Genomic DNA, 14,350 nt, shown 5'->3' on the forward strand with positions numbered 1-14,350 from the left:
GAAACATGCATTGGAAGCATGTCTTTGCGAGGCCTATTCTGGTGGGATGCCCCGCCTTCCGCTCCGCCATCCCGCTGCCGAACCAGATGCCGGCACGGCAACCCTTCCCGCTTGGGCAGGGCACCCCAAGGGCTCCGCGGCCTACCGGCGGATCCTCGCCGGTCTGGCCTTCGCCGGCGTCGCAACGTTCGCCCAGCTCTATTCCACCCAGGCCGTTCTGCCGATCATCGCCCAGGAACTGCAGGTGACGGCGGCCGAGGCGGCCCTGACCATCTCGCTGGCCACCGTGGGTCTGGCTGTGACGGTGCTTCCGTGGTCCTTCCTCGCCGACCGGATCGGCCGGGTCCGCGCCATGGCCTGGGGCATCTCCGCGGCCACAGTGCTGGGCCTGCTGGCCCCGCTGGCACCCAGCTTTCCCGTCCTGCTGGGCCTGCGGATGTTCGAGGGCATGGCCTTGGGCGGCATCCCGGCCATCGCCATCGCCTACCTCAACGAGGAGGTCAACAAGGCCCATGCCGCACTGGCGGCCGGCACCTACGTTGCTGGCACCACGCTCGGCGGGCTGGCGGGACGGCTCGTCGCCGGACCGGTCGGCGAACTGTGGGGCTGGCGTGCCGCGGCGCTGGCAGTTTCCCTCATGGCGACCGCCGCGGCCGCGCTGTTCCTGGTTCTGGTGCCGCCGGCGCGCAACTTCACCGCCGCTGCGGCCAGCGGCTTCCGCGGCGCCCTCGCCACCCTGGCCGGCCACGGCCGCAACCCCCGGCTGCTGGCCATCTACGTCCAGGCGTTCGTGCTCATGGGCGGCTTCGTGGCGGTCTACAACTACCTCGGCTTCCGGCTGTCCGGCGAGCCGTTCAGCCTGCCGGCCACGCTGATCAGCCTGATCTTCCTGGCCTACCTCTCCGGCACCGTCTCCGCCCGCTGGGCCGCCGGGCTGACGCTGCGCTTCGGCCGGCGCAACGTGCTGCTGGCGGGCACGGCCCTCATGGTCGCCGGACTCGCCCTGACACTGACCCCGCTCCTGGGCCTGATCCTGGCCGGCCTACTGCTCTTTACCGGCGGCTTCTTCGCCGCCCACAGCATCGGTTCCGGCTGGACCGGCGTGATCGCGAGCACCGGCCGCGCGCAGGCCGCCTCGCTTTACAACCTCGCGTATTACCTGGGCTCCAGCGTCATCGGCTGGGCCGGCGGCCTGCTCTTCCAGTCCCTGGGCTGGACAGCCCTGGCCCTCGCGGTGATGGGACTGGCCTGCACGACGGCGGTCATCACCGCCGTCGTGCATCGGGCCGGCGCGGCGAACGCCGGGACGGGGAACGCCGGGACGGCGGGCAGAGCCGCAGCGGGCGGAGGCCCGACGCGGACAGCGGCGCGCTAGCGGGTCGCCTCCAGGGCCTGGAACAAGTCCGCCACGATATCCGCCGCATCCTCCAGCCCCACGGACAGCCGCAGCAGTGCCGCGTGCGGCTTGGCCTCCGAGGCCACCGGCCGGTGGGTCAGCCCGGCCGGGTGTTGGATGAGCGTATCGATGCCACCGAGTGAGACGGCGTGAGTGATCATGCGGACGGCAGCCGGGATGCGCTCGGCGTGTTCGGCACTGGCCAGCTCAAATGCCAGCAGCGAACCGGGGCCCGCCATCTGCGTTCCGACCAGGCCCCGGGGATCGCACTCGGGCAGGCCCGGGAAGTAGACCCGGCGGATCAGTTCATGCCCGGCCAGCGAGGTCGCGACCTTCTCGGCGCTGGCCTGCTGCGCCCGCACCCGCACCGGCAGCGTCGCCAGTCCGCGGTGCAGCAGGTACGCCGGCCAGGGCGTCAGGATGCCGCCGGTGATGGCCCGGATCTGGCGCAGGCGGACGGCCCACTCCGGTGAAACGGCAACAACCCCGCCCATGGCGTCGCCGTGGCCGCCGAAGAACTTGGTGGCGCTGTGCAGCACCATGGCCGCCCCGTGCCGGAAGGGCTGCTGGAGTACCGGGGTGGCGAAGGTGTTGTCCACGAGCAGCGGCACCCCGTCCGCCGCGGCCACCGCGGCGGCAATGTCGACGAGCTCCAGGCTCGGGTTGGCCGGGGTCTCCAGGATGACCAGCCCGGTGTCGGGGCGCAGCGCCGTGCGGATGCCGTCGGGCGTGGTGAAAGTGACCTCGGTCCCCAGGACCCCGGAGGCCAGCAGGTGGTCGCTGCCGCCGTAGAGCGGGCGGACTGCCACCACGTGCCTCTTGCCGGTGGCGACGACGGCGAGCAACACCGCGCTCAGGGCCGCCATGCCGGTGGCAAACGCCACCGCTTCTTCCGTAGCCTCGAGCAGGGCGACGCCCTCCTCGAACCGGGCGACGGTCGGGTTCCACAGCCGCTGATATACCGTGCTTTGCCCGTCCAGGTGCGGGCCGCCGGTGGCCATCTGCTCGTAGGCGAGTCCGCCGTCGTGAACCGAGGGCAGCGGGGCCGTGGTGGACAGATCGATCGGAACGGCGTGGACGCCGAGTTCCGTGAGGCCGTTGCGGCCGGCGTGGACCGCCAGCGAGTCTTGAGAAAGCACCGTACTCCTTATGAATATTCACCGTTGAATGCGGTAAGTATCTGGCACTAATTCGGAGATTTATAGAGGGCGTGAATGGAACTGCCAGAAAGCGCCGTTTATGATGAACTGACACCACATCAAGGAGGATCCGTGAGCAGCCCCACGAAGAATGTTCGGCCCACCGCCAGCACCAGCGAACCCCTGGACGCCATCGACGAGCGACTGCTCGCGGCCCTGGTTGCGGACGCCCGGATCTCCAACAAGCACCTGGCTGAACTGGTGGGCATTGCCCCGTCGACGGCGCTGATGCGCACCCGGGCCTTGTCCGAGCGCGGGATCATCCAGGGCTTCGAGGCCAAACTCAGCCTCGCCGCCGTAGGCCGGTCGGTGCAGGCACTGATCGCCGTCCGGCTGCGGGCCCACGACCGCGAACAGATCGACCGCTTTACCGCCCGGGTTCCCAAACTGCCCGCCGTACTGTCCACCTTCCACACCTCGGGCTCGGTGGACTACCTGCTGCATATCGCCGTCGCCACCACCGAGGACCTGCGCGACTGGGTGCTGGACAACCTGGCGACGGATCCGGTGGTCGGGCACACCGAGACCACCCTGGTCTTCGACCACATCCAGGGCAACCACGGGCCGCTGCCGGACTAGCCGCCGCGCGCGCAGGGCGTTGGTTGTACCCGGGTGATGGGTGTGGTTCCGATGCCGATCCGGTGGGACATGCCCATTCTTCGTGCGGGGCTGGTAGGACATGCCCATCCTTCGTGCCGGCGGGTGGGCATAGCAGCACTATGTCCATTGCTCGCGCCCAGCACAGGACATGTCCCCAGCCGGCCGACGAACATGCCCATTCCTCGCCCGGTCCGGTGGGACATGCCCATTCCTCGCCCGGTCCGGTGGGACATGCCCATTGCTCGTGCCGGTCCGGTGGGACATGCCCATTCCTCGTGCCGGTCCGACGAGCATGCCCACTCCTCGTGCCGGTCCGGTGGGACATGCCCATCCTTCACCCCGGCGATTGGGCTCGGCTCAGTCCTGCTGGCCGCGGATGGCGCCGGGCGCCCCCAGCCAGGTGCTCAGACCCGCGCTCGCAGGGCGTTCCGCAGCGTGACGGCTGCCAGGCCCAGGGAGAAGACGGCGCAGAGCACAACGAAGCCCGACACGGCCGCCTGCAGGCCGAAGGCGCCGGCCGCCAGACCGAGCCCGATCACCGGGAAGGCGCTGCCGAGGTACGTGATCACGTAGACGGTGCTGATGATCTGGGCGTGGCGGGACGCCTCCACCTTGCCGGCAACGTCGTTGAAGACGGTGCGGAAGGAGACGCCCTGGCCCAGCCCGGCGGTGATGCTGGCGGCGATCAGCAGCCATGGGCTGCTCCAGGCCGCGGCCGCCGCGATCAGCAGTACGGACACGGCCAACAGCGACAACCCCGCGGGCACCACGAAGCGGCCGCGCACGGCCAGCAACTGGCTCAGCGCGGAGGCTGCCAGGGTCAGCCCGGCGAGCAGCCCGATCAGCGGACGCGAGTCCGCGTGGACGATCTGGGCGAAGTAGCCCGGAGCCAGCGAAAGGCAGAAACCGAAGACGGCGAAGCTGAGGAACCCCACGGCCGAGGCGAGCCAGAACGCCCCCCGCGCCTCGCTGGACACGGAGGGGCGCCGTGGCGCGAGGACCTTCAGCGGCTGCGGACCCGCGACCGAGGTGATGGCGGGCCGCGCCTTGAGCAGGTAAAGCGGCACCAGCAGCGCGAGCAGGACGACCGAGTGCAGGTAATACGGCGTGGAGGTGGGTCCCGGAAGGATGGAGAGCATCCCGCCGATGGCCGGCCCGGCCGCCACGCCGCCGGCGGAGGCCAGCAACGTGAACCGCGAGGCCCACTCCGGCCGGCTGGGCAGCAGCTCGCGCAGGGCAGCGGAACTTGCGCCGGTGGCCAGCGCCACCGCCGCCCCCTGCAAGGCCCGGCCCGCGCACAGCGCCAGCATGCCGTCCGCAGTGGCGAAGACGAAGCCGCCGGCGAGGCCCACCAGCACCGCCAGCACCAGCGCCGCCCGCCGGCCGATGTGATCCGACCAGTGACCGGCGAGGATCAGGGTCGCCACGAGCGCCAGCACGTAGGCGGAGAAGGCCACCGTGATGTCCAGGGCTGTAATGCCCAGCTTGGCCTGCAGCAGCGGGTACAGCGGGGTCGCGAGGTTGGCGCCGACGAGCAGCGTGAAGATCACGACGCCGGCCATCACCAGCCGTGCGGTGACGGAAGCGTCCCAGCCCCAGCGTTCTGCCGTGGCCGGGCGCATGCGAAGTTCGCTGAAGACGGTCATGGCGGTGCCCCTGCTGCATTGAAGCGGGCCGCGCGCGTTCCCTGTGGGGAGGCGCCGACCCGGTGAAGATTGGTACCTCCAGAATGCGACACGGGTGAGCTTTCGGGGCAAGTTCTGTGCCAAAATTGAGCATATCCATCAATCGGAGCCTGTCAGCGTGAACCGGAGTGACGATTTGAACAGTCTTGACCCCACCGATCTCAAGATTCTGCTGGAACTGATCAAGGATCCGCGGATCCAGATCGGCGAACTCAGCGATGTCTTGGGCATCGCCCGGAACACCGCTCAGTCGCGGGTCCGCCGAATGCTGCGCTCGGGCCTGCTGCACGACGGCGGCCGGGAAATCGACCTGGAGGCGGTGGGGTACGACGTCGTCGCCTTCGTGACGATCGAGGTGAACCACCGCGAACTCGACGGCGTGGTGGGGGCCCTGCGACTCATCCCCCAGGTCCTTGAGGTCCACGAAATCTCCGGCCGTGGCGACGTCTGGTGCCGGGTGGTCGCCACCGACACGCACAACCTCCAGGCCGCGCTGCGCTCCATCCTGCGGATCAAGGGCGTGATCCGCACCGAAACCGTGCTCGCCCTGCACACCCACATCCCGTACCGCACGGAACCGCTGATCAGCCGGCTGGCGCAGGGCAGCGCACTGGCCCCCGGCCGGTCCGCCGCGCGCCGGCCCGGTGCCGCGGAACCCGGCTAAAGACTGGATAATGGGCCGGTGACTATCATTGACAACGCCGTCTACGTCGACGGCGTCCGCCGCGCCGAGCCGGGCAGCCTGGAACAAACCTTTGAGACCCTGGCCGAGCACGGGGGCATGGCCTGGATCGGCCTGTACCGGCCGACGGAAGAGGAAATGGCCGCCGTCGCCGCTGAATTTGACCTGCACGGCCTGGCCGTGGAGGATGCGATCTCCGCGCACCAGCGCCCCAAGCTCGAACGCTACGACGATAATCTGTTCACCGTGCTCCGGCCGGCCAGGTACCTGGACGAATCCGAAACGGTGGAGTTCGGCGAGCTGCACGTTTTCACGGGCCGGAACTTCGTGGTGACCGTCCGGCACGCCGAGACCGCCGTCGTCGGCCTGGTCCGGCGCCGGCTGGAGCACCGCCCGGACCTGCTGTGCCACGGCCCGGAAGCGGTCCTCTATGCCCTGATGGACCAGGTGGTGGACGACTACGTCCCCGTGGTCGCCGGCCTGGAGAACGACATCGACGAGATCGAGGACCAGCTCTTCAGCGGCGACCCGCTGGTGTCCCGGCGTATCTATGAGCTCGCCCGCGAGGTCATCCATTTCCAGCGCGCGATCCACCCGTTGCCGGCCATGATGCAGCAGCTTCGCCGGGGCTTCGAGAAGTACCAGGTGGACACCGAGCTGCAGCACAGCCTCCGCGACGTCGAGGACCACGTCGAGCGTCTCATCTCGCGCGCCGACTCCTTCCGCGACCTGCTGCAGAACGCACTGACCTTGGACGGCACCCTGACCGCCAACCGCCAGAACGAGGCCAGCGCGGAACAGAATGAGCAGGTCAAGAAGATCTCCTCCTGGGCCGCGATTTTCTTCGCGCCCTCCTTTGTCGCCGGCGTGTACGGAATGAACTTCGACAACATGCCCGAGCTGCACTGGACCTACGGTTACCCGATGGCGATCGGCCTGATGGCGGCCACCGCGACGATCATGTACGGCATCTTCAAACGGAAGGGCTGGCTCTAGCCGGCCCCGAGGCGCGGCACAGCTTTCCGCACGGCAAGCGCGCCCGGCGCCCCGTGTAGTCTGGCGTCATGAGCGCGCGGCGGGACCGGTTCCGGCACATCGTGGAGACCTTGAGCAGGCACGGGCTGGGCTTCGCACTCGGCCATCTGGGCCTGGACCGGCTGCACGTGCCCGGCCGCCCGTCTCCGCTTCTTCCCGACGCCGCCGTAGTGCCGCTGCCGGCACGGATCCGGCTGGCGCTGGAGGACCTGGGGGCGGTCTACATCAAATTCGGCCAGATCGTCTCCACCCGCACGGATGTGCTCCCGCCGGAATATGCCGCCGAACTGGCGAAGCTCCAGGACGCGTCGCCGCCCGTGCCGGCCGAGCAGATCCGCACCGTCATCGCCGAGGAGCTCGGGCCCCGCGCGGACCGGTTGCTGGTATCGCTGCAGGACGTTCCGCTGGCCACCGGCTCCATCGGCCAGGTGCACGAGTCGACGGTCGAACAGGCCGGCGGCCGCGACGAAGTCGTCGTGAAAGTGCGGCGTCCGGGCGTGGTGGCGCAGGTGAATGAGGACCTGGAGATCATGGCCGAGCTCGCCAAACGGGCCGAGCAGGCGTCGGCGGCCATTGCCGGTTTCCACGTTTCCGCGCTGGTGGACGAGTTCTCCCAGACCATGCGCGCGGAGCTGGACTACCTGCAGGAGGCCCGGAACGCGGAGCAGTTCGCCGAGAATTTCGCCGGCGACAGCCGCGTCCATATCCCCCGGGTCTTCTGGGAAACCACCACCTCCCGCGTCCTGACCCTCGAGCGCGTCCGCGGCATCAAGGTCAACGACGTCCGGGCCCTGCGCGCGGCGGGGATCGACGCCGGCGGGCTCGCCGTCGAGGCCTGCAATATCCTGCTCAAGATGGTGTTCGAGGACGGCTTCTTCCACGCCGACCCCCATCCGGGAAACTTCTTCGTGGAGCCGGATGGACGCCTCGGCATCATCGACTTCGGGATGGTGGGCCAGATCAGCGACACGGCACGCTGGAACCTGGTCCGGGTGCTGCTGGCCGTCGTCGAACAGGACGCCGGACGGCTCACCACCGCCATGGTGCAGCTCTGCGGGGCCACGGAGGCCGCCGACGCCAGCGGCCTGCAGGCGTCGCTGGGCCGCCTCGTCGGGCGGTACGCCGGCCGGCCGCTGGCGCAGGTGCCGATCGTCCCGGTGCTGACCGAACTGGCGGGACTGCTGCGCGCGCACCGGCTTCGGCTGCCGCGCGAGACGGCCTTGCTGGTGAAGATGCTGATCATGGCGGACGGGCTCGGCAAGCAGCTGGATCCCGGGTTCGAGCTGACCGCCCAGCTGGCACCCTTCACGCGCAGGATCCTCCTCGGATCGTTGTCCCCGGAGGCGCTGGCGTCGAGGCTGAAAAAGCTCGGCTGGGAGGCTCTGCAGTTCGGGACGGAGGCGCCGGAAATGGCCCGCCGGCTGCTCGAGGTCCTGGAACGCGGCGGCCTGGACGTCCACTTCCGGGCGGACGAGCTGGACCGGCTGCTGGACAAGGCCGAACGGACCGGCAACCGGGTAGTGGCGGGGCTGATCACCGCGGCACTGATCGGCGCCGTGGGCGAGCTCGTGTCCGTCCAGCCGGAGCGTTGGCGCGGTTGGCCGAAGGCCCTCGTCACTGCGGGCCTTGGCGGGGTCGGCGCCCTGGGCGGTTATCTGGCCGTCACCTCCAGGCACCGCCGGCGGAGCTGAACCAGCGCCCCGCGGTAAGCGCCTCGCTGTGGGAAGTACAGCTAGCGCGCCCCGCGGCGGTTGCGGGCCAGGGCCACAAGGCGGAGGAAGGCCAGGACAAAGCAGGTCTCGATCAAGCCCATCAACCCGAGCCAGAGCCATTGCGCATGGCCGATGAAGTAGATCGCCCCGAGCGTGACCAGCACACTCCCCAGGACGAGGGCGTACACGGCGAAACCGAAGGCGACGCGGGCGCTACGCACGCCCGTGCGGAAGCCAAAACCGAGAGGTTCACCGCCCGGGTAGCCGCCGACGCGGTCTTGCGCGGCCGGTTCGAGCCGGTCGAATTCCTCCCACGGATCAGAGTCGTGTTCGCGCCGCTGTTCGGCCATAGTCCTATTATCCCGCGCTGGTGCCTAGGCGGCCCGTTGCCCGACCTCGCCGGGCCCGGCACCTGCCGCGCCGAAAATGAGCTGGCGGGTGGCGATCTTTTCGGTAAAGAACCGGTCGTGGCTGACCACAACGACGGCGCCGGGGAAATGCAGCAGCGCGCGCTCCATCACCTGGGTGCTGGAGAGGTCCAGATGGTTGGTGGGTTCGTCGAGCAGGAGCACCGAGGCGCCGGAGAGCAGGCACTGCGCCATGGCCACGCGTGCCTTCTGGCCGCCGGAGAGGTTGCCGATCTTCTGCTTGAGGTCGGCCTCGGAGAACTGGAACATCGCCAGGAAGCGGTTGACGGACTTCTTCGTGGCGCTGAAGGCCAGGCTGTCCGGGAGCGCGTTGACCGCGTGCGACACGGTGTCGCCGTCGTCGAGCTCTTCCAGCATCCGGTTGTAGGAAACGAAGCCGGGGCCCTTGGCCCACGCCACCGCGCCCGAATCGGCCTGTTCCTCGCCGGTCAGGACCTTCAGCAGGGTGGACTTCCCGCTGCCGTTGGCGCCGAGCACCGCGATCCGGTTGCCCTTGCGGATTTCGAAGCTCAAGTCCTCGAACAGGAGTTTTTCGCCGTAGGCCTTGCCCAGACCTTCCACCCGGCACAGCACGTCCTTGACGTGCAGGCCGCCGTAGATCTCGGTGACGATCTGGTCGACGGGGCGCGGCGTGCGGGACTTCTTGATTTTGGCCAGCTGGTTGCCCAGCCCCCGGCCGGCGGCCTTGGCGGCTTCGCGGCGGTCGGCAATCCCCTCGGCCTCAAATGCGAGCAGTTCGGATTCGTGCACGAACTGCTGCTCGAGGGTCTTGAGCCGGAACTGCTTCTGGACCACGTATTCGCCGAAGTTTCCGGGGTATTCGTGCAGGTGGTAGTTCTCCACCTCGATGATCCGGGTGACGACGGAATCGAGGAACGTCCGGTCGTGCGAGACGATCACGGCCGCTCCCTTGAAGTCGCGGAACCAGTTCTCCAGCCATTCGACGCCGGCCACGTCAAGGAAGTTGGTGGGCTCGTCGAGCAGCAGCACGTCCGGGCCTTCGAGCAGGATCTTGGCCAGGGCGGCGCGGTTGCGCCAGCCGCCGGACAGCGAGTCGATCGCGCAGTGGCGGTGGCCGTCGTCGAAGCCCAGGGTGGTCAGCACGGTGTCGATGCGCCGCGGGTAGTCCCAGCCGTCGAGCCGGTCCATGTCCTCAAACAACGCAGCCTGCCGGCCGATCAGCCGGTCCAGCTCGTCGGCGGGCGGGTCTCCGGCGATGGCGGCGTCGATGGCGGCAAGCTCGGTCTCCAGGGCCTTGATTTCGACGAAAAGGCCGTCCAGGACCTCGGTGATGGTCGAGTCGCCGTTCAGCTCGGAGAACTGGGAGAAGTAGCCCACCCTGGTCCCGAGTTCGATGCTGACAGTGCCGCTGTCCGGAGCCACCTGGTCGAGGATCAGTTTGAGGATGGTGGTTTTGCCGGATCCATTCTTGCCGATCAGGCCCAGCCGGTCCCCTGGTTCGAGCCGGAAGAACGCCTCGCGGAGAATCTGGGTGTTGTCGAAGCGGACGCTGACGTCATGCAGCCGAATCAGGCTCACTAATGCTGTCCTCTCAAGGGCGGGGTTCCGTTTCAGACTATCGTGAACCGGCGGGGCAACCGGACGAGACCGGACCGATGAAACTCCCCCGCCGGATGCGAAAAAGGCTCCGCACCGCGCGAAGCGGTGCGGAGCCTTCCGTGCGGACTGCTCTACCGGTCGGACTTGCCTGACCGGTTGTGTGCGGCCTTCGGTGCGACTGCAGGTACCGACTGGGTTGCTTTTTCGCCGTAGGAAGGCACGGCGGGGGTGGCGGCGTGCTCGCTGCGGTGCTCGGCAGCGTTGGCGAGACCGGCCGCGCGGTGCTCAGCGGCGTTCTCGTGAGCCCAGGCACTGTTGCCGCCCTCCGAGGATTCGCCCTTTTCCTGATCGTCGGCCTCGCCGGCCTCGTCATCGCCGGCAGGTGCGGTCTCGGTCGGGGCCGGGGCGGGGGTCGTCTCGGTCGGGGCCGGCGCCGGAGTCGTCTCGGTTGGGGCCGGGGCGGGGGTCGTCTCGGTCGGGGCCGGGGCCGGGGTCGTCTCGGTCGGGGCCGGGGCCGGGGCAGTCTCGGTGGGCGCAACCGTGGGATCCGCCGTCGGGGTGGCGGTGGCCGTCGGGTCTGGAGTGACGGTAGCGGTCGGCTCGGAGACGAGTTCGGTTGCAGTGGCAGCCATTGCGGCGCCGGCACCGCCGGTGACTACGACGGCGGCGACAACGGTGGCCTTGCCCGCGGTGCCAAGGGCGCTGAGCCAGGTGAAGATTCCTGCCAAGGGGTGATCCTTCCAGAGTGTTTACATTGAGGTCGGCGGACGTTCCCACACAACCAGCCGCGCGCAACGTTACCGAACGGAAAGTGCGGTCGGGGGCGGAATGGGTTTTCCTGCGGAATTCCTTGGCAAAAACACGGACATCGACAGGCTCCTGGGAAATATCCCAGCAGGGACCAACCACAACCCGAGGCGGGGCTCCGGGCCTGTCTGGACCATTTACTACTTGAAATCCTCACAGTAAGCATGCTTATGATGAGGTTGCGGTCGGATCGATTGGCCGCCAACCTGAGGAGGAAACAGCATGGGACTAGGTGACAAGATTCAGAACGCTGCCGAGAAGGCTGGCGGCAAGGGCAAGGAAGCGGCCGGAAGCGCAACGGGCGACGAAAGCCTTCGTGCCGAAGGCAAAGCTGACCAGACCAAAGGTGATTTGAAGCAGGCCGGCGAAAAAGTCAAGGACGCCTTTAAGAAGGACTAGCCTGTACCCAACCGAAGGGCACACCATAAAAATGGTGTGCCCTTCGCTGTGCCCCGACGGTCCTGCGCCAAGAGATCGACCCCCCGGGCTGAGAACCGCTCGTTGCCGGATCATGACATGCCTGGGCGATGCTGAGGCCCCGCATAGGGTGTTGCTGGGTTGCTTCCCAGCAACAGTCAGTAACATGGCCGGGTCCGCACGTCCCCGGAGAGGTAGCCCCATTGCGTCACGATTTGCCCGGCCGGGAAACCGGCACGCCCGCCCTGTACCCCGGGCATGGCACTCTGGTTGAAAGCAGCCTTAATCACCCCTGCCGGCGGCGTCCGCGCTGGCTCAAAGTCTCCGGCATCGTCGCTGTAGCGCTCTTGGTCGCTGTTGTCGCGTTCGGCGGCTACTGGCTTTGGCGGCTTCAGTCCAACATCAGCACCTCGGCCTTGGGCGCCGGTGGTGTGCGGACCGAAGGTCCCGTCGACGACAGCAAGGACCGGCTGCAAATCCTCGTCCTGGGCAGCGACACCCGCAGCGGCAAGAACGGACAGTACGGGTCCGCGGCCGATTCCTCTGGCTACGGCCAATCCGATGTGATGATGCTGCTGGACATCTCGGCGGACAACAATCACGTCAACGTCGTCAGCTTCCCCCGGGACCTGCTGGTGGACGTCCCGGCCTGCCGGGACCGCGCGACCAACCAGGATCATGCGGCCCGTCCCGGGGTCATGATCAACAGCGCCATGGCAGACGCTGGGATTGGCTGTGCCGTGGACACGGTGAACAAGCTCACCGGGCTCGAAGTGGACCACTTCATGATGGCCGACTTCAACGCCGTGAAGGAACTTTCCAACACCGTCGGCGGCGTTGATGTCTGTGTCGATTCCGCCGTCAACGACCCCGATTCCGGCCTCCGCCTCCCCAAGGGCACCTCCCAGGTCCAGGGCGAGCAGGCCCTGGCTTTCCTGCGGACCCGTCACGCGTTTGCCAACGGCGGGGACCTTGGCCGGATCAAAGCCCAGCAGTCCTTCCTGGCTTCGCTGACCAGGAAGCTCAAGGCCGACGGCACCCTCGGCGATCCCCAAAAGGTCCTGGGCATTGCCGACACCATGACCAAGAATCTCACGGTCGACGACGGGCTGGCGTCCGTCCCGACCATGCTGACCCTTGCCGGGCGGCTCAAGAACATCGACCCGGCCAAGGTTAACTTCATCACCGCGCCGACCGTGCCGGCCGCTTCCGATCCCAACCGGCTGAGCTTGGACGAGCCCGCCGCCTCAAATCTCTTTGCTGCCCTGCGCCGCAGCCCCGATCTGTCCCAGCCTGCGCCGTCGTCGGACGCACCGGCCGAGGCGTCCAGCGCGCCCGCGGCTCCGGCCTACGACAAGGCCCTCCAACCGGTCACCGTTGCCAACGGCACCAACCTGCCCGGCAGGAGCAGCGAGATCGGGGCGCTCCTCACTGGGGCCGGGTTCACCAAACTTGCCCGGATTCAGGCCCAGCCGCGGCCGCAAACCATGGTCTACTACGGCGCCGGCTTCGCCGATGTGGCCTCCGACGTCGCTGCACTGTTCGGCCTGCCGCCCGCGAGCGTCCAGCAGGTAGCCGGCGTCCACGGTGTCCAGCTCTACGCCGGCCAGGACTTCGCCGCGGGCGCCAAGCCGTCAGCCCCGGCGTCGAATGCCGACGGCGCGGTCTCCCAGACGGCAAACGACCAAACCTGCCAGGCCACCAGCCAGGGAGGCTAAGCAACTGGGGCGCCGGACCCTGCTGGAGCGGATAGGCCGGCCTCCGCCCTCCTAGGGGTGTGCTGGCGCGCCGCGATGCGAACACACGTCAGGGAGGGCCCCCAAGGCCTCCCTGACGTGTCAGTTGTTAGCGCCCGGAGCGGTCGGACCCTTCGCGATGGTCCCCGCGCCGGCTGTTGTCGTGGCCATGCTGGTCCGCACGGCCCCGCTGAAGGCCCTCATCGTGGCGAGTCTTTGCATGCTCGGAGACCTCCTTGTCTTCCGACTTGTCTTCCGAGGATTCAGCGGCTGCGGCGGGCTGGGTCTGGACGGGCTCCGCCGCCGGCGCGGCCGGTTTCGCGGCTTCGGCGTCGCCTCCGTCTGTCTCAGTTCCCTCCGCGTCCACGGCATCTTCTCCGGCTTTGTCGCCTTCGCCGGCTTCCGGCGTTTCACTGGCCGGCGCTGAAGCGGCCGGACTTGGAGCGGCGGGGGCCGACGCCGAGGTAGTCGGGGCGGGCGCCGGGGTTTCCGAAGGCGTCTCAGATGGCGCGGGGGCCGTAACCGTCGGCTGGCTGCCGCCGTCGACGGTGGTCATGCTCGTGAAGGCTGCTGCGCCGCCGCCGAGGGCGACCGCACCCGCGGTCACCGAGGTGATGAGGAACTTGCTGGCCGCAAAGCTGGTCAGAATAGGCATAGAGACCTCCGGAATTTCTCGTCTTGATTGCTCATTGGATATTTCTCGGATCAGGCTGCGGCTGCCTCATCGCATGTTCGGACTCGCCGAACGCCCACAACCAACGTAGGCATAGTCCCCTGCGGTATTCAGCGTTCTTGCGGGGATCCTGCGGTCCTGTTCACCTCGCGTTTACCTCGGAGAAGAAATAGTCCGGGCGCATCCAAGGTGGGTTGCCCGGCAGCTCAAGAGCCAGGGGAAGGGGTGGGGAGCGGTAGCACGGGCCCCAGCGTTGCGGTGAGTTGCATTCCGGGCGGCGGGGATTCAAAAACCCCTGCAAACTGTGGAGCTAAGGAGATTCGAACTCCTGACCTCTTCGATGCGAACGAAGCGCTCTACCAACTGAGCTATAGCCCCGCAACAACGCCGCTCCCGAGGGGAACGGCGCTATCAACGTTC

Annotated in this window: 13 protein-coding genes and 1 tRNA gene; 7 read left to right on the forward strand and 7 right to left on the reverse strand. The window is 68.1% G+C overall.

Annotated features, from left to right (window positions below):
- The first annotated feature begins 46 nt into the window (after window positions 1-46).
- Window positions 47-1,375 carry an MFS transporter gene (locus FFF93_RS12280; protein ID WP_138768660.1) on the forward strand — a complete coding sequence of 443 codons (1,329 nt, stop codon included), beginning with the start codon at window positions 47-49 and terminating at the stop codon, window positions 1,373-1,375.
- On the opposite strand, the gene FFF93_RS12285 is transcribed toward FFF93_RS12280, so the two are convergent.
- Window positions 1,372-2,535 (reverse strand): PLP-dependent aspartate aminotransferase family protein, encoded by a 1,164-nt coding sequence (locus tag FFF93_RS12285; RefSeq protein WP_186372156.1) that lies wholly within the window; start codon window positions 2,533-2,535, stop codon window positions 1,372-1,374. The genes FFF93_RS12280 and FFF93_RS12285 overlap by 4 nt on opposite strands.
- A gap of 132 nt (window positions 2,536-2,667) precedes the next feature.
- Between FFF93_RS12285 and FFF93_RS12290 the strand changes: the two genes are divergently transcribed.
- Window positions 2,668-3,174: an Lrp/AsnC family transcriptional regulator gene (locus FFF93_RS12290; protein WP_138768659.1), complete on the forward strand. Its 507-nt coding sequence runs from the start codon at window positions 2,668-2,670 to the stop codon at window positions 3,172-3,174.
- Window positions 3,175-3,599: 425 nt separating this feature from the next.
- Here the strand turns inward: FFF93_RS12290 and FFF93_RS12295 are convergent, their stop codons facing one another.
- Window positions 3,600-4,841 (reverse strand): MFS transporter, encoded by a 1,242-nt coding sequence (locus FFF93_RS12295; RefSeq protein WP_138768658.1) that lies wholly within the window; start codon window positions 4,839-4,841, stop codon window positions 3,600-3,602.
- A gap of 175 nt (window positions 4,842-5,016) precedes the next feature.
- Here FFF93_RS12295 and FFF93_RS12300 point away from each other — a divergent pair, with 175 nt between their 5' ends.
- The 3 genes from FFF93_RS12300 (at window position 5,017) to FFF93_RS12310 (ending at window position 8,288) form a co-directional block, all read left to right on the forward strand.
- Complete coding sequence (locus FFF93_RS12300; RefSeq protein WP_138770392.1) at window positions 5,017-5,544, forward strand: Lrp/AsnC family transcriptional regulator; 528 nt, start codon at window positions 5,017-5,019, stop codon at window positions 5,542-5,544.
- 18 nt (window positions 5,545-5,562) lie between these two features.
- On the forward strand, window positions 5,563-6,558 hold the full coding sequence (corA, locus tag FFF93_RS12305; protein WP_138768657.1) for a magnesium/cobalt transporter CorA: 996 nt from the start codon (window positions 5,563-5,565) through the stop codon (window positions 6,556-6,558).
- Between the two features lie 68 nt (window positions 6,559-6,626).
- Complete coding sequence (locus tag FFF93_RS12310; protein WP_138768656.1) at window positions 6,627-8,288, forward strand: AarF/ABC1/UbiB kinase family protein; 1,662 nt, start codon at window positions 6,627-6,629, stop codon at window positions 8,286-8,288.
- 41 nt (window positions 8,289-8,329) lie between these two features.
- Here the strand turns inward: FFF93_RS12310 and FFF93_RS12315 are convergent, their stop codons facing one another.
- The 3 genes from FFF93_RS12315 to FFF93_RS12325 all read right to left on the reverse strand — a co-directional run bounded on the left by FFF93_RS12315 (window position 8,330) and on the right by FFF93_RS12325 (window position 11,025).
- Window positions 8,330-8,659 carry a hypothetical protein gene (locus FFF93_RS12315; protein WP_138768655.1) on the reverse strand — a complete coding sequence of 110 codons (330 nt, stop codon included), beginning with the start codon at window positions 8,657-8,659 and terminating at the stop codon, window positions 8,330-8,332.
- Between the two features lie 24 nt (window positions 8,660-8,683).
- Window positions 8,684-10,276, reverse strand: a complete 1,593-nt coding sequence (locus tag FFF93_RS12320) for an ABC-F family ATP-binding cassette domain-containing protein (protein ID WP_138768654.1) — start codon at window positions 10,274-10,276, stop codon at window positions 8,684-8,686.
- 152 nt (window positions 10,277-10,428) lie between these two features.
- Window positions 10,429-11,025 carry a hypothetical protein gene (locus tag FFF93_RS12325; protein WP_138768653.1) on the reverse strand — a complete coding sequence of 199 codons (597 nt, stop codon included), beginning with the start codon at window positions 11,023-11,025 and terminating at the stop codon, window positions 10,429-10,431.
- Between the two features lie 301 nt (window positions 11,026-11,326).
- Here FFF93_RS12325 and FFF93_RS12330 point away from each other — a divergent pair, with 301 nt between their 5' ends.
- Entirely contained in the window at window positions 11,327-11,503 is a 177-nt protein-coding gene (locus FFF93_RS12330; RefSeq protein ID WP_138768652.1) for a CsbD family protein, read from the forward strand.
- Between the two features lie 221 nt (window positions 11,504-11,724).
- Entirely contained in the window at window positions 11,725-13,239 is a 1,515-nt protein-coding gene (locus FFF93_RS12335) for an LCP family protein (protein ID WP_261375110.1), read from the forward strand.
- 127 nt (window positions 13,240-13,366) lie between these two features.
- Here the strand turns inward: FFF93_RS12335 and FFF93_RS12340 are convergent, their stop codons facing one another.
- Both FFF93_RS12340 and FFF93_RS12345 read right to left on the reverse strand, forming a co-directional pair.
- Window positions 13,367-13,912, reverse strand: a complete 546-nt coding sequence (locus tag FFF93_RS12340; protein ID WP_138768650.1) for a hypothetical protein — start codon at window positions 13,910-13,912, stop codon at window positions 13,367-13,369.
- Between the two features lie 323 nt (window positions 13,913-14,235).
- Window positions 14,236-14,308, reverse strand: a tRNA-Ala gene (locus FFF93_RS12345).
- Window positions 14,309-14,350 lie beyond the last annotated feature (42 nt).

Origin of the sequence: Arthrobacter sp. KBS0702 (genome assembly GCF_005937985.2) — a bacterium.
GTDB lineage: Bacteria > Actinomycetota > Actinomycetes > Actinomycetales > Micrococcaceae > Arthrobacter.

Excerpts from the sequence above, each read along its gene's own strand:
- FFF93_RS12280 (WP_138768660.1), top strand. The coding sequence starts at position 47 with ATGCCCCGCCTTCCGCTCCGCCATCCCGCTGCCGAACCAGATGCCGGC.
- FFF93_RS12330 (WP_138768652.1), top strand. The coding sequence starts at position 11,327 with ATGGGACTAGGTGACAAGATTCAGAACGCTGCCGAGAAGGCTGGCGGC.
- FFF93_RS12310 (WP_138768656.1), top strand. The coding sequence starts at position 6,627 with ATGAGCGCGCGGCGGGACCGGTTCCGGCACATCGTGGAGACCTTGAGC.
- FFF93_RS12315 (WP_138768655.1), bottom strand. The coding sequence starts at position 8,659 with ATGGCCGAACAGCGGCGCGAACACGACTCTGATCCGTGGGAGGAATTC.
- FFF93_RS12340 (WP_138768650.1), bottom strand. The coding sequence starts at position 13,912 with ATGCCTATTCTGACCAGCTTTGCGGCCAGCAAGTTCCTCATCACCTCG.
- FFF93_RS12295 (WP_138768658.1), bottom strand. The coding sequence starts at position 4,841 with ATGACCGTCTTCAGCGAACTTCGCATGCGCCCGGCCACGGCAGAACGC.